The sequence below is a fragment of the Streptomyces sp. NPDC042638 genome (assembly GCF_040647235.1).
Lineage (GTDB): Bacteria > Actinomycetota > Actinomycetes > Streptomycetales > Streptomycetaceae > Streptomyces > Streptomyces rameus.
Genome location: NZ_JBEZBT010000050.1, coordinates 1 through 20,766, shown reverse-complemented (window position 1 = coordinate 20,766; position 20,766 = coordinate 1). Strand labels below are relative to the sequence as shown.

The 20,766-nt window shown below is 70.9% G+C and carries 14 protein-coding genes; 9 read left to right on the top strand and 5 right to left on the bottom strand.

Annotation, left to right across the window (positions count from 1 at the left end; genetic code table 11):
* Positions 1-258 precede the first annotated feature (258 nt).
* Complete coding sequence (locus AB0B40_RS30240; RefSeq protein ID WP_345055242.1) at positions 259-2,847, top strand: SpoIIE family protein phosphatase; 2,589 nt, start codon at positions 259-261, stop codon at positions 2,845-2,847.
* Positions 2,848-2,946: 99 nt separating this feature from the next.
* Here AB0B40_RS30240 and AB0B40_RS30235 read toward each other — a convergent pair whose 3' ends face one another.
* Positions 2,947-4,884, bottom strand: coding sequence for a hypothetical protein (locus AB0B40_RS30235; RefSeq protein ID WP_362266685.1), 1,938 nt, complete (start codon positions 4,882-4,884; stop codon positions 2,947-2,949).
* A gap of 80 nt (positions 4,885-4,964) precedes the next feature.
* Here AB0B40_RS30235 and AB0B40_RS30230 point away from each other — a divergent pair, with 80 nt between their 5' ends.
* Positions 4,965-6,209, top strand: a complete 1,245-nt coding sequence (locus tag AB0B40_RS30230) for a hypothetical protein (protein ID WP_362266683.1) — start codon at positions 4,965-4,967, stop codon at positions 6,207-6,209.
* A 33-nt stretch (positions 6,210-6,242) separates the two neighbouring features.
* Here AB0B40_RS30230 and AB0B40_RS30225 read toward each other — a convergent pair whose 3' ends face one another.
* Genes AB0B40_RS30225 through AB0B40_RS30210 form a run of 4 tightly spaced genes read right to left on the bottom strand, consistent with a single transcriptional unit; the run spans position 6,243 to position 10,105 of the window.
* Positions 6,243-7,013, bottom strand: coding sequence for a succinate dehydrogenase/fumarate reductase iron-sulfur subunit (locus tag AB0B40_RS30225; protein WP_345051052.1), 771 nt, complete (start codon positions 7,011-7,013; stop codon positions 6,243-6,245).
* Positions 7,010-8,941, bottom strand: a complete 1,932-nt coding sequence (locus AB0B40_RS30220; RefSeq protein WP_345051055.1) for a fumarate reductase/succinate dehydrogenase flavoprotein subunit — start codon at positions 8,939-8,941, stop codon at positions 7,010-7,012. The genes AB0B40_RS30225 and AB0B40_RS30220 overlap by 4 nt, the downstream gene beginning before the upstream one ends.
* A gap of 25 nt (positions 8,942-8,966) precedes the next feature.
* Positions 8,967-9,788, bottom strand: a complete 822-nt coding sequence (locus tag AB0B40_RS30215; protein WP_345051058.1) for a hypothetical protein — start codon at positions 9,786-9,788, stop codon at positions 8,967-8,969.
* Positions 9,789-9,814: 26 nt separating this feature from the next.
* Positions 9,815-10,105, bottom strand: a complete 291-nt coding sequence (locus tag AB0B40_RS30210; RefSeq protein WP_345051060.1) for a hypothetical protein — start codon at positions 10,103-10,105, stop codon at positions 9,815-9,817.
* Positions 10,106-10,418: 313 nt separating this feature from the next.
* Here AB0B40_RS30210 and AB0B40_RS30205 point away from each other — a divergent pair, with 313 nt between their 5' ends.
* The 7 genes from AB0B40_RS30205 to AB0B40_RS30175 all read left to right on the top strand — a co-directional run.
* Positions 10,419-12,629 (top strand): ABC transporter family substrate-binding protein, encoded by a 2,211-nt coding sequence (locus tag AB0B40_RS30205; RefSeq protein WP_345051062.1) that lies wholly within the window; start codon positions 10,419-10,421, stop codon positions 12,627-12,629.
* Between the two features lie 136 nt (positions 12,630-12,765).
* Positions 12,766-14,682 (top strand): translational GTPase TypA, encoded by a 1,917-nt coding sequence (typA, locus tag AB0B40_RS30200; RefSeq protein ID WP_345051065.1) that lies wholly within the window; start codon positions 12,766-12,768, stop codon positions 14,680-14,682.
* Positions 14,683-15,247: 565 nt separating this feature from the next.
* Positions 15,248-16,288 carry an ABC transporter permease gene (locus AB0B40_RS30195; protein WP_362266680.1) on the top strand — a complete coding sequence of 347 codons (1,041 nt, stop codon included), beginning with the start codon at positions 15,248-15,250 and terminating at the stop codon, positions 16,286-16,288.
* A gap of 101 nt (positions 16,289-16,389) precedes the next feature.
* On the top strand, positions 16,390-18,183 hold the full coding sequence (locus tag AB0B40_RS30190; RefSeq protein ID WP_345051070.1) for an ABC transporter substrate-binding protein: 1,794 nt from the start codon (positions 16,390-16,392) through the stop codon (positions 18,181-18,183).
* A 94-nt stretch (positions 18,184-18,277) separates the two neighbouring features.
* Positions 18,278-19,255, top strand: a complete 978-nt coding sequence (locus AB0B40_RS30185; protein ID WP_345051073.1) for an ABC transporter permease — start codon at positions 18,278-18,280, stop codon at positions 19,253-19,255.
* Positions 19,256-19,270: 15 nt separating this feature from the next.
* The gene (locus AB0B40_RS30180) at positions 19,271-20,332 is read left to right on the top strand and encodes an ABC transporter ATP-binding protein (protein WP_345051075.1); all 1,062 of its coding nucleotides are present in this window, start codon (positions 19,271-19,273) and stop codon (positions 20,330-20,332) included.
* A 13-nt stretch (positions 20,333-20,345) separates the two neighbouring features.
* A partial coding sequence (locus AB0B40_RS30175) for an ATP-binding cassette domain-containing protein (RefSeq protein WP_362266677.1) occupies positions 20,346-20,766 on the top strand: 421 nt, incomplete at its 3' end.

Genomic DNA, 20,766 nt, shown 5'->3' with positions numbered 1-20,766 from the left:
GCGGGAGCACGGGGTGTACAGCCGTCGGCGTGCCGTCCCTCCTGCGCGCCGGGGGCGCACACAGTCCGACAGAGCGTGGTTCGGTGGTGTGTTCCCTGGTTAGAAGAGTGGAAGTGTTGTCACGGACCGGTCCGAAAAACACCTGGACCGAGCTGTGATCGTGAACACCGTGTCGTGCGGCGCCGTAGTGCTGGATACTGCGGGCAGCCGCCCCCGGTGACCGGTGCCGGACGCGGTGAGCTGGAGGGGACGGTTCGCGTGAGCGAGATACCAGCGAAGGCCACGGAGTCCGAGGACCCGTCGGACGGCGCGAGGAGTCGGGCCGCGGAGGCTGCCGCGGCGCCCGGCGACGCCATGTGGCAGAGCAGTCCGCCCGGTTCGATCTACGACTACATCAAGGTCGCGTCCTTCTCCATCAGCCCCGGCGGGCTCGTCGACCAGTGGAGCCTGCGCGCCGAGCAGCTCTTCGGCATCCCCGCCGAACGCGCCGTCGGCGTGGACCCCATAGAGGCTTTCATCGATCCCGACCTGCGCGACCGCGGCCAGCGGAAGATGGCCGAAATCCTCGACGGCCGCGAGTGGACCGGAGTGGTGCCGTTCCGGATGCCGGACGGGCCCGACGGCGCCCGCGGCGAGGAGGGGCTGGCGGAGGTGTACGTCATGCCGACGCGCACCGCGGAGGGGGACAAGGCCGCCGTCTGTATCGTCGTGGACGTCCGCACGCTGCGCAGTATCGAGACAGATCTCGCCGCCTCGCAGGCGATTTTCGGACAATCGCCCTTCGGGTTCCTGCTCATCGACACCGATCTGCGGGTCCGCCGGGCCAACATGCGCTTCGCCTCCATCTTCGGCGAAACCCCGGACGACCACCGGGGCAGGGGAGTCCACGACTATCTGCCCCGCGGCGAGGCGGAGCGGGTCTCGGCCACCCTGCGACGGGTGCTGGAGTCCGGCGAGTCCATCACCGACATGCACGTGACCGGATTCGTCCCGGGCTCCGAGGAGCGCCGGCACTGGTCCGTCAACCTCTACCGCGTGCACAGCGGCAGCGGCCGGCCCATCGGCGTCGCCTGGCTCGGCACCGACATCACCGCCCGCCGGGCCGCCGCCCGCGAGGCCGCCGCCGCCCGGCGCAACCTCGCGCTGCTCAACGAGGCCGGCGCCCGCATAGGGAACTCGCTCGACCTGGAGACCACCGCCCGCGAACTGCTCGACGTGGTCGTCCCCGGCTTCTGCGACCTCGCCACCGTCGACCTCTACCAGGGCCTGCTGGCCGGCGACGAGACCCCGCCCGGCCTCGCCGACGGCAGCGCCGAACTGCGCCGCGTCGCCTTCGCGAGCGCCGTCTCCGGCGCCCCCCTCAACGGCTCGGGGCAGCCCGTCGAGGTCGGCGCGGTCCACCACTTCCCGTTCAACTCGCCGTGCGCGGACGCCCTGCGCACCGCCCGCCCGCAGTACGTGCCCGCCGAGGAGGGCGGGCTCGTGCAGTCCGTCCTGGCCGTGCCGATGGTCGCCCACGACACGGTCGTGGGACTCGCGCAGTTCTCCCGCGCGAAGGGCAGCGAGCCGTTCGGCGAACGGGACCGGGACCTGGCGGTGGAACTGGCCGCGCGGGCCGCCGTCTGCATCGACAACGCGCGCCTGTACCGCCGGGAGCACGAACGGGCGTTGATACTGCAGCGGTCCCTGCTCCCGCCGGGCGACCCGGAGGCGTCCGGCCTGGACATCGCCTGCCGCTACCTGCCCGGCAACGCGGCGACGGAGGTGGGCGGCGACTGGTTCGACGTCATCGAACTCCCCGGCCACCGCACGGCGCTGGTCGTCGGCGACGTGATGGGCCGGGGCCTGCGCGCGGCCGTGGCGATGGGCGAACTCCGCACGGCGGTGCGCACCCTGGCGCTGCTCGACCTCGAACCGGCCGAGGTGCTGTCGGCGCTCGACGAGATCGCACGGGGACTCGGCACGCCGGGCGGTGTCCAGCAGGCCACCCGCACCGCCCGGCAGCCCCGGGACGCCGACCTCTCCGAGGTGTACCTGGCGACGTGCGTGTACGCCGTGTACGACTCCGTCACCAGACGGTGTACGTTCGCCAACGCCGGCCATCTGCCGCCGGTCCTGGTGGAGCCCGGCGAGGCGGCGCTGATGCTGGACGTGCCGCCCGGCATGCCGCTCGGCGTGGGCGGCGAGCCGTTCGAGGAGGTCGAGGTCGAACTGCCGGAGGGGGCGCTGCTGGCCCTCTACACCGACGGCCTGGTCGAATCCCGCGACCACCCGCTGGACGAGGGTCTCCAGGCCTTCGTGGGCGCGCTGACGGACCCCTCCCAGCCCCTGGAGGACGTCTGCGACCACGTCCTCAACACCCTCGACACCCACCACGGCGAGGACGACATCGCCCTGCTGATGGCCCGGGTGCAGGGCCTGTCCGCCGACTCCGTGGGCGACTGGACCCTGCCCCGCGAGCCGCGCAGTGTGGGCCGGGCCCGTGAGTACGCGCGCGGCCGGCTGCAGTCCTGGGACCTGGAGCCGCTGGTCGACACGACGGAACTGCTCGTCAGCGAGCTGGTGACGAACGCGCTGCGGTACGGCGAGGGGGACATCCGGCTACGGCTGCTGCTGGACCGCACGCTGGTCTGCGAGGTCTGGGACTCCGGACTGGTCCAGCCACGGCGCCGGCGGGCCCGGGACACCGACGAGGGCGGCCGGGGGCTGCAGTTGGTTGGACTGCTCAGCGCGGCCTGGGGCTCACGCCGGACGCCCCGCGGCAAGACGGTGTGGTTCGAACTGCCCCTGCCGGGCGGAGAGGGCGGCCTCACCGACCCGGCGGAAGCGCTGCTGAGCCTGTTCTGACCCTGGAAGGGCGGCCCCGGCCGAACCGGTCCGGCTCAGGGAGGCGCAGCGCCATTGTCTTCTCGTCGACGGGTGGCCGGTGGGGCGGGGGAGTGCCGCTCAGGCGTCGTGGCGGGAGCGGGTTTCCGGGCCGCCGAACGACGCCGGGGGGCCGCCGTCCAGGTCCTCGGCCAGCAGGATGCCGCCGAGTACGGCGACGGCGGTCCCGGCCGATTCCCCTTCGGCACCGGCGTACGGGGTGCCGTGTGCCCTTACGTCCCGCTCGGCCAGCTCCCGCGCCTGCCTGGCCACGACATCCGCCCGGCCGGCGTGCCCCGCCCCCAGCTCCCGTACCGCCTCCGCCAGCCGGGCCCGCGCCTCCGTGCCCACCGCCCCCCGGTGCACCGCGACGAACTCCTCCGCCCCCGCCACGGAACTCCGCGCCACGAGCAGCGCCGCGCTGTCCGGCACCCCGGAGCCCGCTCCGTCCAGCCGCTCGCCGGCCCGGCTGATCCGGCGCAGCGCGTCCAGCGGGTCGTACGGCCCGCCGCCCAGTTCCTCGCGCACCGCCGCCAGCACCCCGTCGGCGTGGGCCCCCGGGGCGGGCAGCCCGCCCGGGTCCGGCGAGGTGCCCTCGGCGCCGTGCCGCGCACCGGCCAACACCGTCGGCACCAGTTCGGCCGCCTGCCGCAGCTGCGCCGCGAGCCGCTCCACCCCGCCCACCAGCACCCCGGCCTGGGCCACCGCGCCCTCACCGGCGCGCAGCTGCCGGGCGGCCCGCCGCCAGTGGCCCGCGTCGGCGGCCTGGCGGGCCTCGTTGATGCTGGCGGTGGCGAACAGCAGCCGGTCCTGGGCCTGTTCGACGTACCCCGTGACGGCCCCGGTGGCCGAGGGCGCGTACCGCTCCCGGAGCGCCACCAGGGTGTGCCGCGCGGCCACCACCCGCGCCGCCAACTCCCGAAACCGCCCCTCGGCCACCTCCAGCGCCACGCACACCCCTGCCCCGTCCCCCTCCCGCACCGCACGGCCCGCCCCTTCGGCCGCAGCCCGCACCCCGCCGCCCCCTCCACCGACCCCTTCCTCCACGGCACCGCCCCCCGCGCCGGCCGCCTCCTGCGCGGCGCCGGTCTCTCCGCCGACCGTCCCCTGCCCGGCGCCGGTCCCTGCGCCGAGTGCCTCCTGCGTGGCGCCGGTCTGTCCGTCGCTCGCCCCCTGCGCCGTCCCGGTCTGCCCCCCGGTCATGTCCTGTGCCGTACCGGCTCGTCCCCCGCTCAGGTCCCGCACCGCACCCCTCCCCGCGCCGGCCGCCTCTTGCGTCGCCTCGGCGTCGGCCTCGTCCGCCGGATGGCCGTACCCCGGCGCTCCCGGTCCGGGCGTCGCCCGACCACCCGCTCCCCGGGTGTCGAAGCCCCGCACCAGGTCCAGCGCCACCGCCTCCGCGTCCAGTCGGCGTCCCGCCTCCGCGCACCGGCCGATCACCCCGACCAGCGCCTGGCGCCGGGCGCTCGGCTCCTCCGGGACGCCCCCCTCGTACCGCCGCCAGATCGCGAACGCCGCCGCCAGCTCGGTCTCGGCGGCGCGCAGCGCGTGCGCGAACGGCTCGCTCCGCTTCTCCCCGAACGCCTCCCGGACGAAGTCCAGTTCCTCCCGGCTGGCCCGTACACAGTCGTCGGCCAGCCGCAGCGCGGCCCGGGCCTGCCGTTCGGAGTCGGCCGCGGTGGCCCCGGGCGGGTGCGCCGAGACGGTCCCCGGAGTGGTCCGGGTGCGCGTCCGCCGGGTGCGTCGCACATAGCCGTATCCGGCCAGGGCCACGGCCGCCACCCCGGCGACCAGTGGCAGCACGAGGTCGGCCGTCGACGTCCCGTCCTGCGCGGGGGCGGCAGCGCTCACCACCGCGCCGACCGGAGCCGCGGGAACCGGATCGTGGGTGCCGGCCGTCATCACCGGCGACACCAGCCACCCGGCTCCCGCCAGGGCGCCCAGCACGGCATGCGCCACCCGCATCCGTATGTGCGCGGTGGCACGCCGGGGTCGGCCCCGGATCAGGGAGGACGTCACATTTCGGAGCGTATGGGCAGGTAGGCGCCTTCGCGAGCGGGATGGATACGGGTGGGGGACCAGATGAACAGGGGGGCGCGATGGACGAGAACCCGAGGGACGAAAGCCGGGCGGAGGAACGGCGGACCGACGAGAACCGGCCGGCCGAAAGCCGGCCCGGGGAGAACCGGACGGACACACCCCCGACCGGCCCGCGTCCCGGCGCACCCCCGGACGCCACCCCGGCCCCGCCGCGGCCCGGCGCGGAACGGGAGACGGCTGCCGAGCCCGACGCCGCCGCCCCGGCCGCCCGCCGTCCCGCTCCGCCGTCGAGGCGCCGCTCCCGCACGCGCCGGATCCTCCGGCTCGCCGCCGCCGTCCTCGCGCTCCTGCTGCTCCCGCTCCTGACCGCCGAGACGGCACTGCGCCTCAACTACACCGGCGACCCGGCCCCCGGCACCCGCACCCGGCACCGGGACGCTCTCTGGCTGGGCCACGCCTGGGTGGACGGCCGGAAGACCGACCAGGACGTCAGGGCGCTCGCCCGCCGTCTGCGTGACACCGGCATCCGGGACCTCTACGTCCACACGGGCCCCCTGGAACACGACGGCACCCTCCCCGAGTCGGCCCACCCGAAGGCCCGTTGGCTGACGGCGGCCGTCCACCGGGAACTGCCGGACGTCCGCGTCCAGGCCTGGCTCGGTGACACGCTGGCCAGTGAGAGCCCCGACGGGCTGCGCCTCGACCGTCCGGCCACCCGCACGGCGGTCCTCGCCTCCACCCGCGCCGTCCTCGCCTCCGGTTTCCAGGGCGCGCACTTCGACCTGGAACCGCTGCACTCCGGGGACCGCGACTACCTCCGCCTCCTGGACGACCTGCGCGCACTCACCCACGCCCGGGGCGCGGTCCTCTCCGTCGCCGCCCACCAGATCGACCCGCTGCCCGCCTTCCACTCCTTCTGGGGCACGACCACCGGCCACCCCAAGTGGTGGTCGCAGGCGTACTTCGGTCAGGTGGCCCGCCGCGTCGACCAGATCGCCGTCATGTCGTACGACACGATGCAACCGCTGCAGGGCCTGTACGGCGGCTATGTCGCCCAGCAGACCAGCCTCGCCCTGGAGGTCACCCCGGACAGCACGGACCTGCTGATGGGCCAGCCCTTCTACCACGAGAACCGGTTCGGCCACTGGGCGCACGCCGAGACCGTGCCGGCCGCCGTACGCGGCGTCCGCCTGGGCCTGTCCCGCACGGACGCCGGCCGCGCCCGCTTCGGGGTCGCCCTGTACGTCGACTTCGCGGCCACGGAGGCGGACTGGCGGGCGTACCGGGAGAACTGGGTCCGATGACGGAGCCCGGCGCGCCGGACTGAGCGCCGGCCCTCACGGCGTGCGCCTCCTGATCTTCGAACCCAGCCACACCAGCGGGTCGTACTTCCGGTCGACGGCCCGTTCCTTCAGGGGGATCAGGGCGTTGTCGGTGATCCTGATGCCCTCGGGGCAGACCTCCGTGCAGCACTTGGTGATGTTGCAGTAGCCGAGGCCGTGTTCGTCCTGGGCCGCGCGTCCCCGGTCCAGCCCCGTCTCGGCGGCCGCGTCCAGCGGGTGCATGTCCAGTTCCGCGACGCGCATCAGGAAGCGCGGGCCGGCGAACGCCTGCTTGTTCTCCTCGTGGTCGCGCACCACGTGGCAGGTGTCCTGGCACAGGAAGCACTCGATGCACTTGCGGAACTCCTGCGAGCGGTCCACGTCCTCCTGCATCATGCGGTACTCGCCCGGGCCCAGTCCGGCGGGCGGGACGAACGCCGGGACCTCGCGTGCCTTACGGTAGTTGAAGCCGACGTCCGTCACCAGGTCCCGGACCACCGGGAAGGCGCGCAGCGGGGTGATCGTGATCGTCTCGTCGCGGTCGAAGACCGACATGCGGGTCATGCACATCAGCCGGGGGCGGCCGTTGATCTCCGCCGAGCACGAACCGCACTTGCCGGCCTTGCAGTTCCAGCGCACGGCCAGGTCGGGCGTCTGGGTGGCCTGGAGGCGGTGGACGATGTCCAGGACCACCTCGCCGTCGTTCACCTCGACTGTGAAGTCCTGGAGGCCACCGCCCTGTTCGTCGCCCCGCCACACCTTGAAGCGGGCTTCGTAGCTGCTCACTCGTACAGCTCCTCTTCGGCGAGGTACTTGACCAGCTCCTCCTTCTCGAAGAGGGCGAGCAGGTCCGGGCGGACGGGATCGGTGGTCTCGCGGGTGAGCCGGATCTGGCCGCGGGCGGGATCGGTCGCCGCGAGGCCGCCGGTGGGGTCGGCCAGAGCGCAGAGCAGGTTCACGTTGCGCCAGGCGCGGTCCATGGCCGGGTGGTCCTCGCGGGTGTGCCCGCCGCGCGACTCGGTGCGCTCCAGCGCGGCCCGGGCCACGCATTCGCTGACCAGCAGCATGTTCCGGAGGTCCAGGGCGAGGTGCCAGCCGGGGTTGAACTGGCGGTGCCCCTCCACCCCGGCCCGCCGGGCCCGGGCCCGCAGCTCGGCCAGCTTGTGCAGGGCCCGCTCCATCTCGCCCTCACGGCGGATGATCCCGACCAGGTCGTTCATCGCCTGCTGGAGTTCCTGGTGCAGGGTGTAGGGGTTCTCCGGCGTGCCCCCCTCGCCCTCGGTCTCCGCGGAGAAGGGGCGCAGTGCCTCCGCCGCGGCGGTGTTGACCTGGGCGTCGTCCACCGGCGGGCGCTCGTACGCCAGGCTCTGCGCGTACTCGGCCGCGTGCCAGCCCGCGCGCCGGCCGAAGACCAGCAGGTCGGACAGGGAGTTGCCGCCGAGCCGGTTGGAGCCGTGCATGCCCCCGGCCACCTCGCCGGCCGCGTACAGCCCCGGCACGCCGCGGGCCGCCGCCGTGTCCGACTCGACCGCGACACCGCCCATCACGTAGTGGCAGGTCGGCCCGACCTCCATCGCCTCCGCCGTGATGTCGACGTCCGCCAGCTCCTTGAACTGGTGGTACATCGACGGCAGCCGGCGCCGGATCACCTCGGCGGGCATCCGGGTGGAGACGTCGAGGAAGACACCGCCGTGCGGCGAGCCCCGGCCCGCCTTCACCTCGGCGTTGATCGCGCGGGCCACCTCGTCGCGGGGGAGCAGCTCGGGGGGCCGGCGGTTGTTCTCGGGGTCCTCGTACCACCGGTCGGCCTCGTCCTCCGACTCGGCGTACTTCTCCTTGAAGACGTCCGGGACGTAGTCGAACATGAACCGCTTGCCGTCGGAGTTGCGCAGCACGCCGCCGTCCCCGCGCACCGACTCGGTGACGAGGATGCCCTTGACCGACGGGGGCCAGACCATGCCGGTCGGGTGGAACTGCACGAACTCCATGTTGAGCAGCGGCGCGCCCGCCAGCAGCGCCAGCGCGTGGCCGTCGCCCGTGTACTCCCACGAGTTGGAGGTGACCTTGAAGGACTTGCCGATCCCGCCGGTGGCGAGGACCACGGCGGGCGCCTCCAGGACGAAGAAGCGCCCGCTCTCGCGCTCGTAGGCGAAGACCCCGCAGACCCTGCCGCCGTCCTTGAGGACCCGGGTGACCGTGCACTCCTGGAAGACCTTCAGCCGGGACTCGTAGTCCCCGGTCTCCCTGAAGTCCTCCTGCTGGAGGGCGACGATCTTCTGCTGGAGCGTGCGGATCAGTTCCAGGCCCGTGCGGTCGCCGACGTGCGCCAGCCGCGGGTACTCGTGGCCGCCGAAGTTGCGCTGCGAGATCCGGCCGTCCTTCGTACGGTCGAACAGCGCGCCCCAGGTCTCCAGCTCCCACACCCGGTCCGGGGCCTCCTGCGCGTGCAGTTCGGCCATCCGCCACTGGTTCAGGAACTTGCCGCCGCGCATGGTGTCGCGGAAGTGGACCTGCCAGGTGTCGTGCTCGTTGGCGTTGGCCATGGCCGCCGCGATGCCGCCCTCGGCCATCACCGTGTGCGCCTTGCCGAACAGGGACTTGCAGATCACGGCCGTACGGGCGCCCCGCTCACGCGCCTCGATCGCGGCCCGCAGCCCGGCGCCGCCGGCCCCGACCACGACGACGTCCCACTCCTGACGGTCGACCACGGACATCTATCAGTCCCTCTTCACTAGGTCACTAGAAGAAGCGCGGATCGTCGAAGACCCCGGACGCGACGAGATACACATAGAAGTCGGCGAGCGCCACGCTCAGCAGCGAGGCCCAGGCCAGCTGCATGTGCCGGGCGTTCAGCCTGCCGACGAACTGCCAGGCCCGGTAGCGCACGGGGTGTTTGGAGAAGTGCTTGAGCTTGCCGCCGACGATGTGCCGGCAGGAGTGGCAGGAGAGGGTGTACGCCCAGATCAGCGCGATGTTGGCCACGAAGACCAGGGTGCCGAGGCCCATGTGCCCCCACCGGTAGTGCGTGTCCCGGAAGGCCAGCACGGTGTCGTACGTCAGCACGCCGGCCACCAGCAGGGCGGCGTAGAAGAAGTACCGGTGGACGTTCTGCAGGATCAGCGGGAAGCGGGTCTCCCCGGTGTACGTCCGGTGCGGCTCGGCCACCGCGCAGGCGGGCGGGGAGGCCCAGAAGGCGCGGTAGTACGCCTTGCGGTAGTAGTAGCAGGTCAGGCGGAAGCCGAGCGGGAAGATCAGGATGATGATCGCGGGGGAGATGCCCCACCAGCCGCCGAACAGGTCGGCGTTGGGTCCGGCCCGCATGGTCCGGCAGTTCTCCGCCAGGCACGGCGAGTAGAACGGCGAGACGTACGGCGCCGCGTAGTAGTCCGCATTGGCGAAGGCCCGCCAGGTCGAGTACACGACGAAGGCGAACAGGCCGGCCGCGGTGACGGCGGGCGCCAGCCACCAGCGGTCGGTCCGCAGGTGCGGGGCGGCGATCGCGGCGCGCGTACCGGTGCGTACGCCGCCGGTGTTCTGTTGGGGTTCCGTACCAGTAGCCAAAGGGGACTCCGGTCGGTAGGGGGGTTTCAGGGGGCGCGGCGGTCGCGGGCGCCCAGGCCCTCGTCGTCCGAGTCCGTCCACAGGGTGATGTCGTAGGGCGCGTCGGAGATGGTGACGAGGTCGGGCCGGCGTTGCGCGGCCGGGGCGGCGGCGGCCTCCCGCAGCAGTGCCACGCTCTCGCGCAGGTGGTCGGCGTCCAGCCGGACCCGGCGTATCTCCAGGCCACCGCCGCCGATCTGGTGCTCCAGGCGGCCCAGCGACCGGTGGAGGTCGTCGAGACAGCGCTGTACGGCGTTGATGTCGTCGTGCACGGACATGCTTGCCCTCGCTTCCGCGGGTCCGGCGGGCCATGGACGGCAACGTTCATGCGCCTTGGAGTGTTGCGCCTCACGCCTGCCTGTGTGAAGGGATGTGCAGCGATTGGCCGGGGCGTACGGGTGCATCGCCCGGTGCGTTGCGCCGCACGGGTGGGCTTACCGGCCGTCGTCGCCGTGTCGCCCACTGTTGCCGGATCCTTTCCTCTTCAGTGGCCGCATAGATCTGATCAGCTCCATATACCGCCAAACGTGACCAGCTCCACATACCGACAAAAGCGAGCATAAGGCCCATGGCTCCCCGGAGGTAGCAGAGATGTCCCACGACGTTCGGCAGCGCTCCGCGGGGGCGCGGGACAGCATCGACGAGCGGCGCTCCCCCGCGCCGCGGCACTTCCGGCGGAGCCTTGCCTTCCTGGGCGCCGGCGCGCTCGCCGTGCCGCTGCTCGCCGGCTGCGGCTCCGACGACGTCACCAGCAGTCCCCTCGCCGCAGAGGACATCGCCCCGGTCGCCCGGGACCTGGTCGCCGACGGCGGCACCCTGAAATGGGCGGTGGACGCCCTGCCGGAGACCCTGAACACCTTCCAGGCCGACGCCGACGCCGGCACCGGCCGGGTCGCCCAGGCCGTGCTGCCCTCGATGTTCCGGCTCGACGCGAGCGGCCGCCCCGTGGCCAATCCCGCCTACCTGGAGTCGGCCAAGGTCATCGAGACCGAGCCGCGCCAGGTCGTGCTGTACAAGCTGAACCAGCAGGCCGTCTGGAGCGACGGCCGGGAGATCGGCGCCGCCGACTTCCTCGCCCAGTGGCGCGCCCTGTCCGGTAAGAACAGCGCGTACTGGACCGCCCGCAACGCCGGCTACGACCGCATCGCGAAGATCGAACGCGGTGACAACGACCTCCAGGTCCGGGTCACCTTCGCCCGTCCCTACGCCGACTGGAGATCGCTGTTCTCCCCGCTCTACCCGAAGGACGTCATGGGCACCCCGGACGCCTTCAACGACGGCGCCCGCCGCAAGCTGGCGGTCACCGCCGGGCCCTTCAAGGTGGAGAAGGTCGACACCGCCACGAAGGACGTGGTGCTCACCCGCAACACGCGCTGGTGGGGCAAGCCCGCCAAGCTGAACGAGATCGTGCTGCACGCCGTGCCCCGCGACAAGCGGGCCGCCGCGCTCGCCGACGGCAGCGCGGACCTCGCCGAGATCGCCGCCTCCGACGTCCAGCGCATCGGGCTCGCCAACCGCGAGAAGGGCACCGGCACCCCGCTCCAGGGCGGCGGCCGCACGTCCGTGAAGAAGCTGCGCTCCTGGGCGCTCGCGCACGGCCTGGACGCGGGCGGGGCGCACGCCGGTGAGAAGAAGCTCGGCAGGGCCATCACCCGGTACCTGGAGCAGCAGCAGGCGCTGCGGGAGGTCGAGGTCCGCAAGAGCCTGGAGCCCGCCTACACCCAGCTCGCCCTCAACGGCTCCACGGGTCCCCTCACCGACGAACGGGTCCGCCGGGCCGTCGCCCGTGCCCTGGACCGCGCGGAACTGGCGCGGCTGGTGCTCACCCCGCTGGGGCTGCCCGCCGTCCCGGTCGGCAGCCACCTCGCCCTGTCGGGGCAGGACGCCTACGCCGACAACAGCGGCGCGCTCGGCGACCAGAACGCCCAGGAGGCGCAGGCGCTGCTCGCCGACGCCGGCTGGGTGCGCGGCGGCCCGCTGAAGGAGCAGAAGAAGGGCGAGAAGGCGGCCGGCCCCGAGAGCCACGACAAGGACGTGTCGAACGGCGGCAAGGAGGGCGAGTACATCGTCGGGGAGGACGACGGCGACGGCGACGGCAAGGGCAGGCACCACGAGAGCCCCGGCGACCCGCGCGAGCACGCCGACCGCCTCGCCCAGGAGGGCAAGCACGGCGGCGCGCCCGGCGCGTACGCCCCCAAGGGCACGGCCGCCCCGGCCGCCGCGCCGGCCGGACCGCTCGCCAAGGACGGCAAGCCGCTCGCGCTGCGCTTCGTCCTGCCGTCCGGGCCCGGCTCGGACACCCTGAACGCGGTCGCCGAGCGGATCTCGGCGATGCTGGAGCAGGTCGGCATCCGCGCGGTGATCACCAAGGTCTCGGACGAGAGCTACTTCAAGGACCACATCGCCGCCGGCGACTACGACCTGGCCCTGTACTCCTGGCCCTCCTCCGCCTTCCCGGCGACCGACGCCCGGCCCGTCTACGCCAAGCCGGTCCCGGCCGCGGACGGCTCGGTGAACGTCGAGCAGAACTACACGCGGGTCGGTACGGACCTCGTCGACCAGCTCTTCGACGAGGCCGCGACCACGCTGGACGAGGACGAGGCGCGGGACCTGATCAGAAGGGCCGACTCCCGCATCTGGGCGGCCGCCGGCTCGATCCCGCTGTACCAGCGCCCGCAGCTGGTGGGGGTACGGAAGAACCTGGTCAACGCGGGGGCCTTCGGGTTCCGGACACCGGTGTACGAGGACATGGGCTTCCTGAGGAAGGGCGCGAAGGTCTCGGCGAGCCCGGGCAAGGGGTAGGGCGGGGCGGCCCGGCGAGCCCCTACCGCGTGGGCCACGTACCATGGGGTGAGGCCGTGGCGTGTCCGTCCCGGCAGGGCCCGCGCGACACGGACGTACGCGCAGGGCAGTCCACACACCGGGAGTACGCCACACCATGCCTGTGACTGCAACGCGTCACGACATCCGCAATGTCGCCATCGTCGCCCACGTCGACCACGGGAAGACCACCATCGTCGACGGCATGCTGAAGCAGGCCGGAGCGTTCGCGGCCCACCAGCTCGAGGGCGTCGACGACCGCATGATGGACTCGAACGACCTGGAGCGTGAGAAGGGCATCACGATCCTCGCCAAGAACACGGCGGTCAAGTACCACCCGAAGGACGGCGGGGACCCGATCACGATCAACATCATCGACACCCCCGGCCATGCCGACTTCGGCGGCGAGGTCGAGCGCGGTCTGTCGATGGTCGACGGCGTCGTGCTGCTGGTGGACGCCTCCGAGGGCCCGCTGCCGCAGACCCGGTTCGTGCTGCGCAAGGCCCTCCAGCAGCGCCTGCCCGTCATCCTGTGCATCAACAAGACGGACCGCCCCGACTCCCGGATCGACGAGGTCGTCAACGAGACCTACGACCTCTTCCTGGACCTGGACGCGGACGAGGAGCAGATCGAGTTCCCGATCGTCTACGCCTGCGGCCGTGACGGCATCGCCTCGCTGACCAAGCCGGACAACGGCACGGTCCCGGCGGACAGCGACAGCCTGGAGCCCTTCTTCTCCACCATCCTGGAGCACATCCCGGCGCCGACGTACGAGGAGGACGCGCCGCTCCAGGCCCACGTCACCAACCTCGACGCCGACAACTTCCTCGGCCGTATCGCGCTGCTCCGCGTGGAGCAGGGCGAGCTGCGCAAGGGCCAGACGGTCGCCTGGATCAAGCGCGACGGCTCGATCAGCAACGTCCGCATCAGCGAGCTGATGATGACCGAGGCGCTCACCCGCAAGCCCGCCGAGAAGGCCGGCCCGGGTGACATCTGCGCGGTCGCCGGTATCCCGGACATCATGATCGGCGAGACCCTGGCCGACACCGAGAACCCGATCGCGCTGCCGCTGATCACGGTCGACGAGCCCGCGATCTCGATGACGATCGGCACGAACACCTCCCCGCTGGTCGGCCGCGGCGGCACCGGCAAGGGCGCCGACGCGAAGGCGGCCGTGAAGGACCGCAAGGTCACCGCCCGCCAGGTCAAGGACCGCCTCGACCGCGAGCTGATCGGTAACGTCTCGCTGCGCGTGCTGGACACCGAGCGTCCGGACGCCTGGGAGGTCCAGGGCCGTGGTGAGCTGGCGCTCGCCATCCTGGTCGAGCAGATGCGCCGCGAGGGCTACGAGCTGACCGTCGGCAAGCCGCAGGTGGTCACCAAGGAGGTCGACGGCAAGACCTACGAGCCGGTCGAGCGCATGACGATCGACGTGCCCGAGGAGCACATGGGCGCCGTCACGCAGCTCATGGGTGTCCGCAAGGGCCGGATGGACAACATGTCCAACCACGGCTCCGGCTGGGTCCGCATGGAGTTCGTCGTCCCCTCCCGCGGTCTGATCGGCTTCCGTACCGAGTTCCTGACCCAGACCCGCGGCACGGGCATCGGCCACTCCATCCACGAGGGCTTCGAGCCCTGGTTCGGCAACCTGACGACCCGCAACAACGGCTCGCTGGTCGCCGACCGCTCCGGTGCCGTCACCGCCTTCGCGATGACGAACCTCCAGGAGCGCGGCGTGCTCTTCGTGGAGCCGGGCACCGAGGTGTACGAGGGCATGATCGTCGGTGAGAACTCCCGCTCCGACGACATGGACGTCAACATCACCAAGGAGAAGAAGCTCACCAACATGCGGTCTTCCTCGGCCGACTCGTTCGAGGCGATCGTTCCGCCGCGCAAGCTCTCGCTGGAGCAGTCGCTGGAGTTCTGCCGCGACGACGAGTGCGTCGAGGTGACCCCGGAGGCGGTTCGCATCCGCAAGGTGAACCTGGACGCCCGCGAGCGCGCCCGCGCCGCGAGCCGCGCCAAGCACGGCTGATCCACCGCCCGTTGAGCCCGGGTGTCCCCATGATGGGGACACCCGGGCTTTTTGCAACCCGTTTTACGGTGACCGATGCTCGACCGTGCGTGGCCGGGTGTCCGGATTGCGGAGATGTCCGACCGATAGCCATGTAACACGTCCGTTTCGCGGCCTTCTCCCGGCGAACACTTTGTCCAGTTATTGGAAGTTGTTCGGGTCAGCTGTGACTGAATTGAGATTTAAAGACGGTGGTCGGCATCTGGCTCATGGCAGATAGTTAGCCGCGTAGCGCTCGGGTCAATGGGTCTCGCGCTGTGGGGACAGCGCCGACTCGCGAGCACCAGGGGGTGTCTGACCCTCCGTCAGGGGTGTCGGAGGGAAGACGGTAACCCTCTCCTGTTGGTGAACACGTGGAGTCATGAGGAGGAACCCCCATGCGCGGTGTCACGAACACCAGGTGGGTCGGTCCGTCACGTCCAGCGGTGTGATTCGGCTGTAGAACTACGCGCGTCCGACTGCGGTTTCGCGCGCCCTAGGAGTACCCGGGAACCTCTCACACTTATACCTGTGAAACGGACGAACCGTGACAAGTCCTATCGATATCCAGGGCGGCGGGGCGCCGCTCGTCGTCGACGGCGAACCAGAGCCGGAGACGAAGAGCGAGGCCGTCAAGCTCGCGGGCCGGTCCCCCGGCCAGCTGATGTGGCTGCGCTTCAAGCGCGACCGCACGGGCGTGATCTGCGCCGTCGTGGTGATCGGCTACTTCGCCGTCGCCATCCTCGCACCGTTGCTCGTGAAGCTGTCGGGCACCGATCCGTACACCCTGTACGGCCAGGACCCCACCTATGCCGACAAGCCCGTACTCGATGAATTCGGGCTTCCGCTCGGCTACTTGGGCGGCGTCTCGGGCGGCCACTGGTTCGGCGTCGAACCGCAGTACGGCCGCGACCTCTTCGCGATGCTCGTGTACGGCATGCGCACCTCCCTGTACATGGCGCTCGGCATCACCGTCCTGATCATGCTCACCGGTGTGGTGATCGGCCTGGTCGGCGGGTACTTCGGCGGCCGTACGGACTACTGGATCGGCCGCGGCACCGACTTCTTCCTCTCCTTCCCCCAGCAGCTCTTCTTCATCGCCTTCATGCCCGTCGTGACGTCCTTCTTCGTGAACCCCCGCGAGGAGACGCCGACCTACTTCCGCGCCCTCGCCATGCTGATCGTGCTCTGGCTGCTGGGCTGGATGGGCATGGCCCGGCTGGTGCGGTCCACCGTACTGTCCCTGCGGGAAAGGGAGTTCGTGGAGGCCGCCAAGGTCTCCGGCGCCTCGCCGTGGCGGATCGTGCGCAAGGAGATCCTGCCCAACGTCGTCACCCCGATCCTGGTGCAGTTCACGTACCAGCTGCCCAGCACCATCCTCAGCATCGCCTTCCTGTCCTTCGCGGGTGTCGGGTTCGTCGAGCCGACGCCCGACTGGGGACGCCTCTTCGCCGTCGGTGCCCGGTACGCCGAGCAGGACCCGGCGTTCATGTTCTTCCCCGGGACGGCGCTGGTGATCTTCGTCCTGTGCTTCAACCTCCTCGGGGACTCCGTACGGGACGCGTTCGACCCCAAGTCCGGGCGATAGAGCGTCCGTTGGGTGGGGGTGGCTGCCGCCCCCGCCGGCCCGTGCGGCCGGCGCCCGGCAGATCTCACGGATAACAATCGACAGGTAGGTGGATTCGCCCCATGATGTCTCATCGCGCCCGCGCAGCGCGTGCCGTTGTGATCGCCGTAGCGGCCGGCTCCCTCGCTCTCACCGGCTGCTCGAAGAACGAGGGCGGCAAGTCGGGCAAGGACTCCAAGAAGGACCAGAAGGAGGCGGCGGTCCAGTCGAAGGCGGTCACCTACGTCGACGCCGCCGGATCGGCCGGACCCGCCAAGGAGGTGCCCGGCGCCAGGCCCGGCGGCACGATCACCGTGTACCAGGAGGCGGGCCTGTCCCACCTGGACCCCGGCCAGATCTACGTCTCCGACGCCGGACAGGTCGCCAACCTGCTCTTCCGCCGCCTGACCCAGTTCCAGGAGGACGACAAGGGCAACGTGTCGGTCGTCGGTGACCTCGCCACCGACTCCGGCAAGGCCACCGACGGCGGCAAGACCTGGACCTTCACCCTGAAGGACGGCATCAAGGACGAGAACGGCAACCCCATCTCCTCCGCCGACGTCCGGCACAGCATCGAGCGCCTGTACGCGAAGTTCATCTTCGACGGCCCGACCTACCTGCAGACCTGGCTGAGCGGCGCCGACTACCGCAAGGCCCTGCCCGGCGGCGGCTTCGACGGCAAGCACCTGCCGGCCTCGGTGCTGGACACCCCCGACGACAAGACGGTGGTCCTCCACTTCGACCAGCCGCATCCGGACCTGCCGCAGACGCTCGCCATGGCCGGTTACGCCGTCGTCCCGGCGAAGGGCGACACCAAGGAGAAGTACGAGAAGAAGCCGGTCGCCACCGGACCGTACAAGATCGCCGAGAACAAGGCAGGCAAGACCCTGAAGCTGGTGAAGAACACCAACTGGGACCCCAAGACGGACTCCGTGCGCCACCAGTACGCCGACGGATTCACCATCCAGTTCGGCGTCACCGAGTCGACCCAGACCAAGCGGCTGATCGCGGACCAGGGCGACAACAAGAACGCCATCCAGCTCACCAACGGTGTCGAGGCCACCCAGATCCAGGACGTCATCAGGAACCCGGAGGCCAGCAAGCGCACGGTCAAGGGCTACCAGCCCTACGTCATGCAGCTGACCTTCAACCTCGACCGGGTCAAGGACCTCAAGATCCGCCAGGCCGTCACCTACGCGGTCAACTCCAAGTCCCTCATCGCCGGCGAGGGCGGCGCCTACGGCGGTGACGTCGCGCCGAACTACTTCGCGCCGACGCTGCCCGGCTACGAGCCGAACTACGACCCGTACGGCCGGCTGAAGACACCGCAGGGCAACATCGCCAAGGCCAAGGAGATCCTCAGTAGCGTCCCGGCGTCCGAGAAGAAGCTCGTCTTCGCCTACGCCAACAGCGAGGCCGGCCAGAAGCGCAAGGTCGCCATCGAGGACGCGCTCACCAAGGTCGGCTTCGACATCGTCGCCAAGGAGGTCGACGCGGCGAGCTACTACGAGCAGATCGGCAAGCTGAAGAACCCGTACGACATGTACATCTCCGGCTGGGGCCAGGACTGGCCGTCCCCGGGCACGGTCGTCACCCCGATCTACGACGGCTCGCAGGTCTTCGACGGCTCCTCGAACTACTCGCACGTCAAGGACCCGAAGGTCGACGCCCTCATCAAGAAGGCGCTGACCCAGCAGCCGGCCGAGGCCGCCAAGACGTGGAGGGAAGCACAGCACTACCTGCTGGAGAACGTCGTCCCGGCGGCCCCGCTGTGGTACACGAAGCAGTTCCAGATCTCCGGTTCCAACGTGGGCGGTGCCCGCTACGGCTCGGTGTCCAGCCTCATCGACATCACCAGGCTGTACCTGAAGTCGTGACCCGCGGCCGATGACGGGGGCGCGCTCCGACCGAGCGCGCCCCGTGTCCGAGCGCACCCCACCCACCGTCTCCGCAGAGAGCAGCCAGCCCGCCATGCTTCAGTTCATCATCCGGCGCACGGTCGGCGCCTTCGTCACGCTCTTCCTCATCGGGGCGGCGACCTTCTTCCTCTTCGTGGCCGCACCCTCCGACTACGCCTCACTTGCCTGCGGCAAGGACTGTTCGCCCCAGCGGCTGGCGGACATCCGGGACGCCCTGGGTCTCGACCTGCCCCTGGCCCAGCAGTTCTGGGACTTCATGTCCGGCATCGTGACGGGCCGTGACTTCCCGACCGGTCACTGCTCGGCCCCCTGCCTGGGCGTGTCGTTCTACTCGGGGGACATGGTCTGGAGCACCATCATGGACCGGTTCCCGCTGACCCTCACCCTGACCGCAGGCGGTGCGGTCGTCTTCCTCCTGGTCGGGGTCGGCGCGGGCATGATCGCCGCCTACCGGCGCGGGACACTGGTGGACAAGGTCGCCACCGGCACGTCCATGGTGCTGAGTTCGTTCCAGATCTACTTCCTCGGCCCGATCGTGCTGACGATCCTCGTCTACAGCACCGGCTGGATGGAGGACCCGCACTACGTGCCGGTCACCGATGACCCGGTCGGGTGGTTCGTCGGCATGTCGATCCCGGTCTGCGTGATGGCCACGATCTTCACCGCGCAGTACACCCGTATGGCGCGCTCGTCGATGATCGAGCAGCTCGCCGAGGACCATGTGCGCACCGCGCGGGCCAAGGGCATGTCGCGCAGGTACGTCTTCCTGCGCTACGCCTGGCGCGGCTCGCTCATCCCGATCGTCACCGTGCTCGGCATCGACGTCAGCTCCATGCTGGGCGGTGCCGTCGTCACCGAACTGACCTTCTCCCTCCAGGGGATCGGCCGGCTCGCCGTGGACGGCGCGGTCAACAAGGACCTGCCGCTGACGATGGGGGTCATGCTGTTCGGCGCCTTCTTCATCCTGGTCATCAACATCTTCACCGACGTCACGTACGCGTGGATCGACCCCCGCATCCGGCTCTCCTAGGAAGAACCAGCCACTGTGACCACACTGACCAAGGCCGCGGGCGCACCGGCCCCGACCGGGCCGGACGGTTTCCTCTCGGTGCGTGATCTCCAGGTGACGTTCTCCACCGAGGACGGCCCGGTCAAGGCCGTCGACGGGCTCTCCTTCGACCTGGAGCGCGGCAGGACCCTCGGCATCGTGGGCGAGTCGGGTTCCGGCAAGTCGGTGACCAACCTGACGGTCCTCGGACTGCACGACCCGCTGTTCACGACGATCGACGGAGAGATCGTCCTCGACGGCAAGGAACTCATCACCGCCACCGAGAAGGAGATGGAGCGGCTGCGCGGCAACCGGATGGCGATGATCTTCCAGGATCCCCTCACCGCGCTGTCGCCCTTCTACACCATCGGCCGGCAGATCGCCGAGCCGTTCATGAAGCACACGGGCGCCTCGAAGAAGGCCGGCTGGGAGCGCGCCGTGGAGATGCTCGCCAAGGTGGGCATCCCCAACCCCCGGGAGCGGGCCCGGGACTACCCGCACCAGTTCTCCGGCGGTATGCGCCAGCGCGCGATGATCGCCATGGCCCTGGTCTGCGACCCGGACCTGCTGATCGCCGACGAGCCGACCACGGCCCTGGACGTGACCGTGCAGGCCCAGATCCTCGACCTGCTCAAGGACCTTCAGCGGGAGACCGGCACGGGGATCGTCTTCATCACCCACGACCTCGGGGTGATCGCCGACATGGCCGACGACATCATGGTCATGTACGCCGGGCGCGCGGTGGAACGCGGCACCGTCGACGAGGTCCTCAGGTCGCCGCAGCACCCGTACACCTGGGGGCTGCTGAACTCCATGCCCCGGCTGGACTCCGACCTCGGCACCCCGCTGTCGCCCATTCCCGGCAGCCCGCCGAGCCTGCTCACCCCGCCGACCGGCTGCCGCTTCCACCCCCGGTGCACCTTCCGGGACCGGGTCGGCGGCGACCGCTGTGTCACCGAGCGCCCCGCGCTGGCGCCGGACCGCTCCTCGGCGTGCCATCTCGGCGCGGAGCAGAAACGAACCATCTTCGTCGAAGAGATCAGGCCCCGACTGGGCTAGGAGGACAACCGTCATGAAAGAGGACCTGGTCCTTCCCGCCACCCGCGAGGCCGGTGCGGACGCGGCGGACGAGCCGCTGCTGACCGTCTCGGGGCTCGTCAAGCACTTCCCGGTCAAGGGCGGCTTCCCCATCCGCCGTACGGTCGGCGCCGTCCAGGCCGTCGACGGCGTGGACCTGACCGTGCACGCGGGGGAGAGCTTCGGCCTGGTCGGCGAGTCGGGCTGTGGCAAGTCGACCACGGGCCGGCTCATCACCCGCCTGCTGGAGCCCACCCACGGCACCATCACCTATCGCGGCCGGGACATCAGCCGTGCGACGCGCAAGCAGCTCGCGCCCATCCGCTCCGAGATCCAGATGATCTTCCAGGACCCGTACTCGTCGCTGAACCCGCGGCAGACGGTCGGCAAGATCATCTCCGGTCCGATGGAGATCA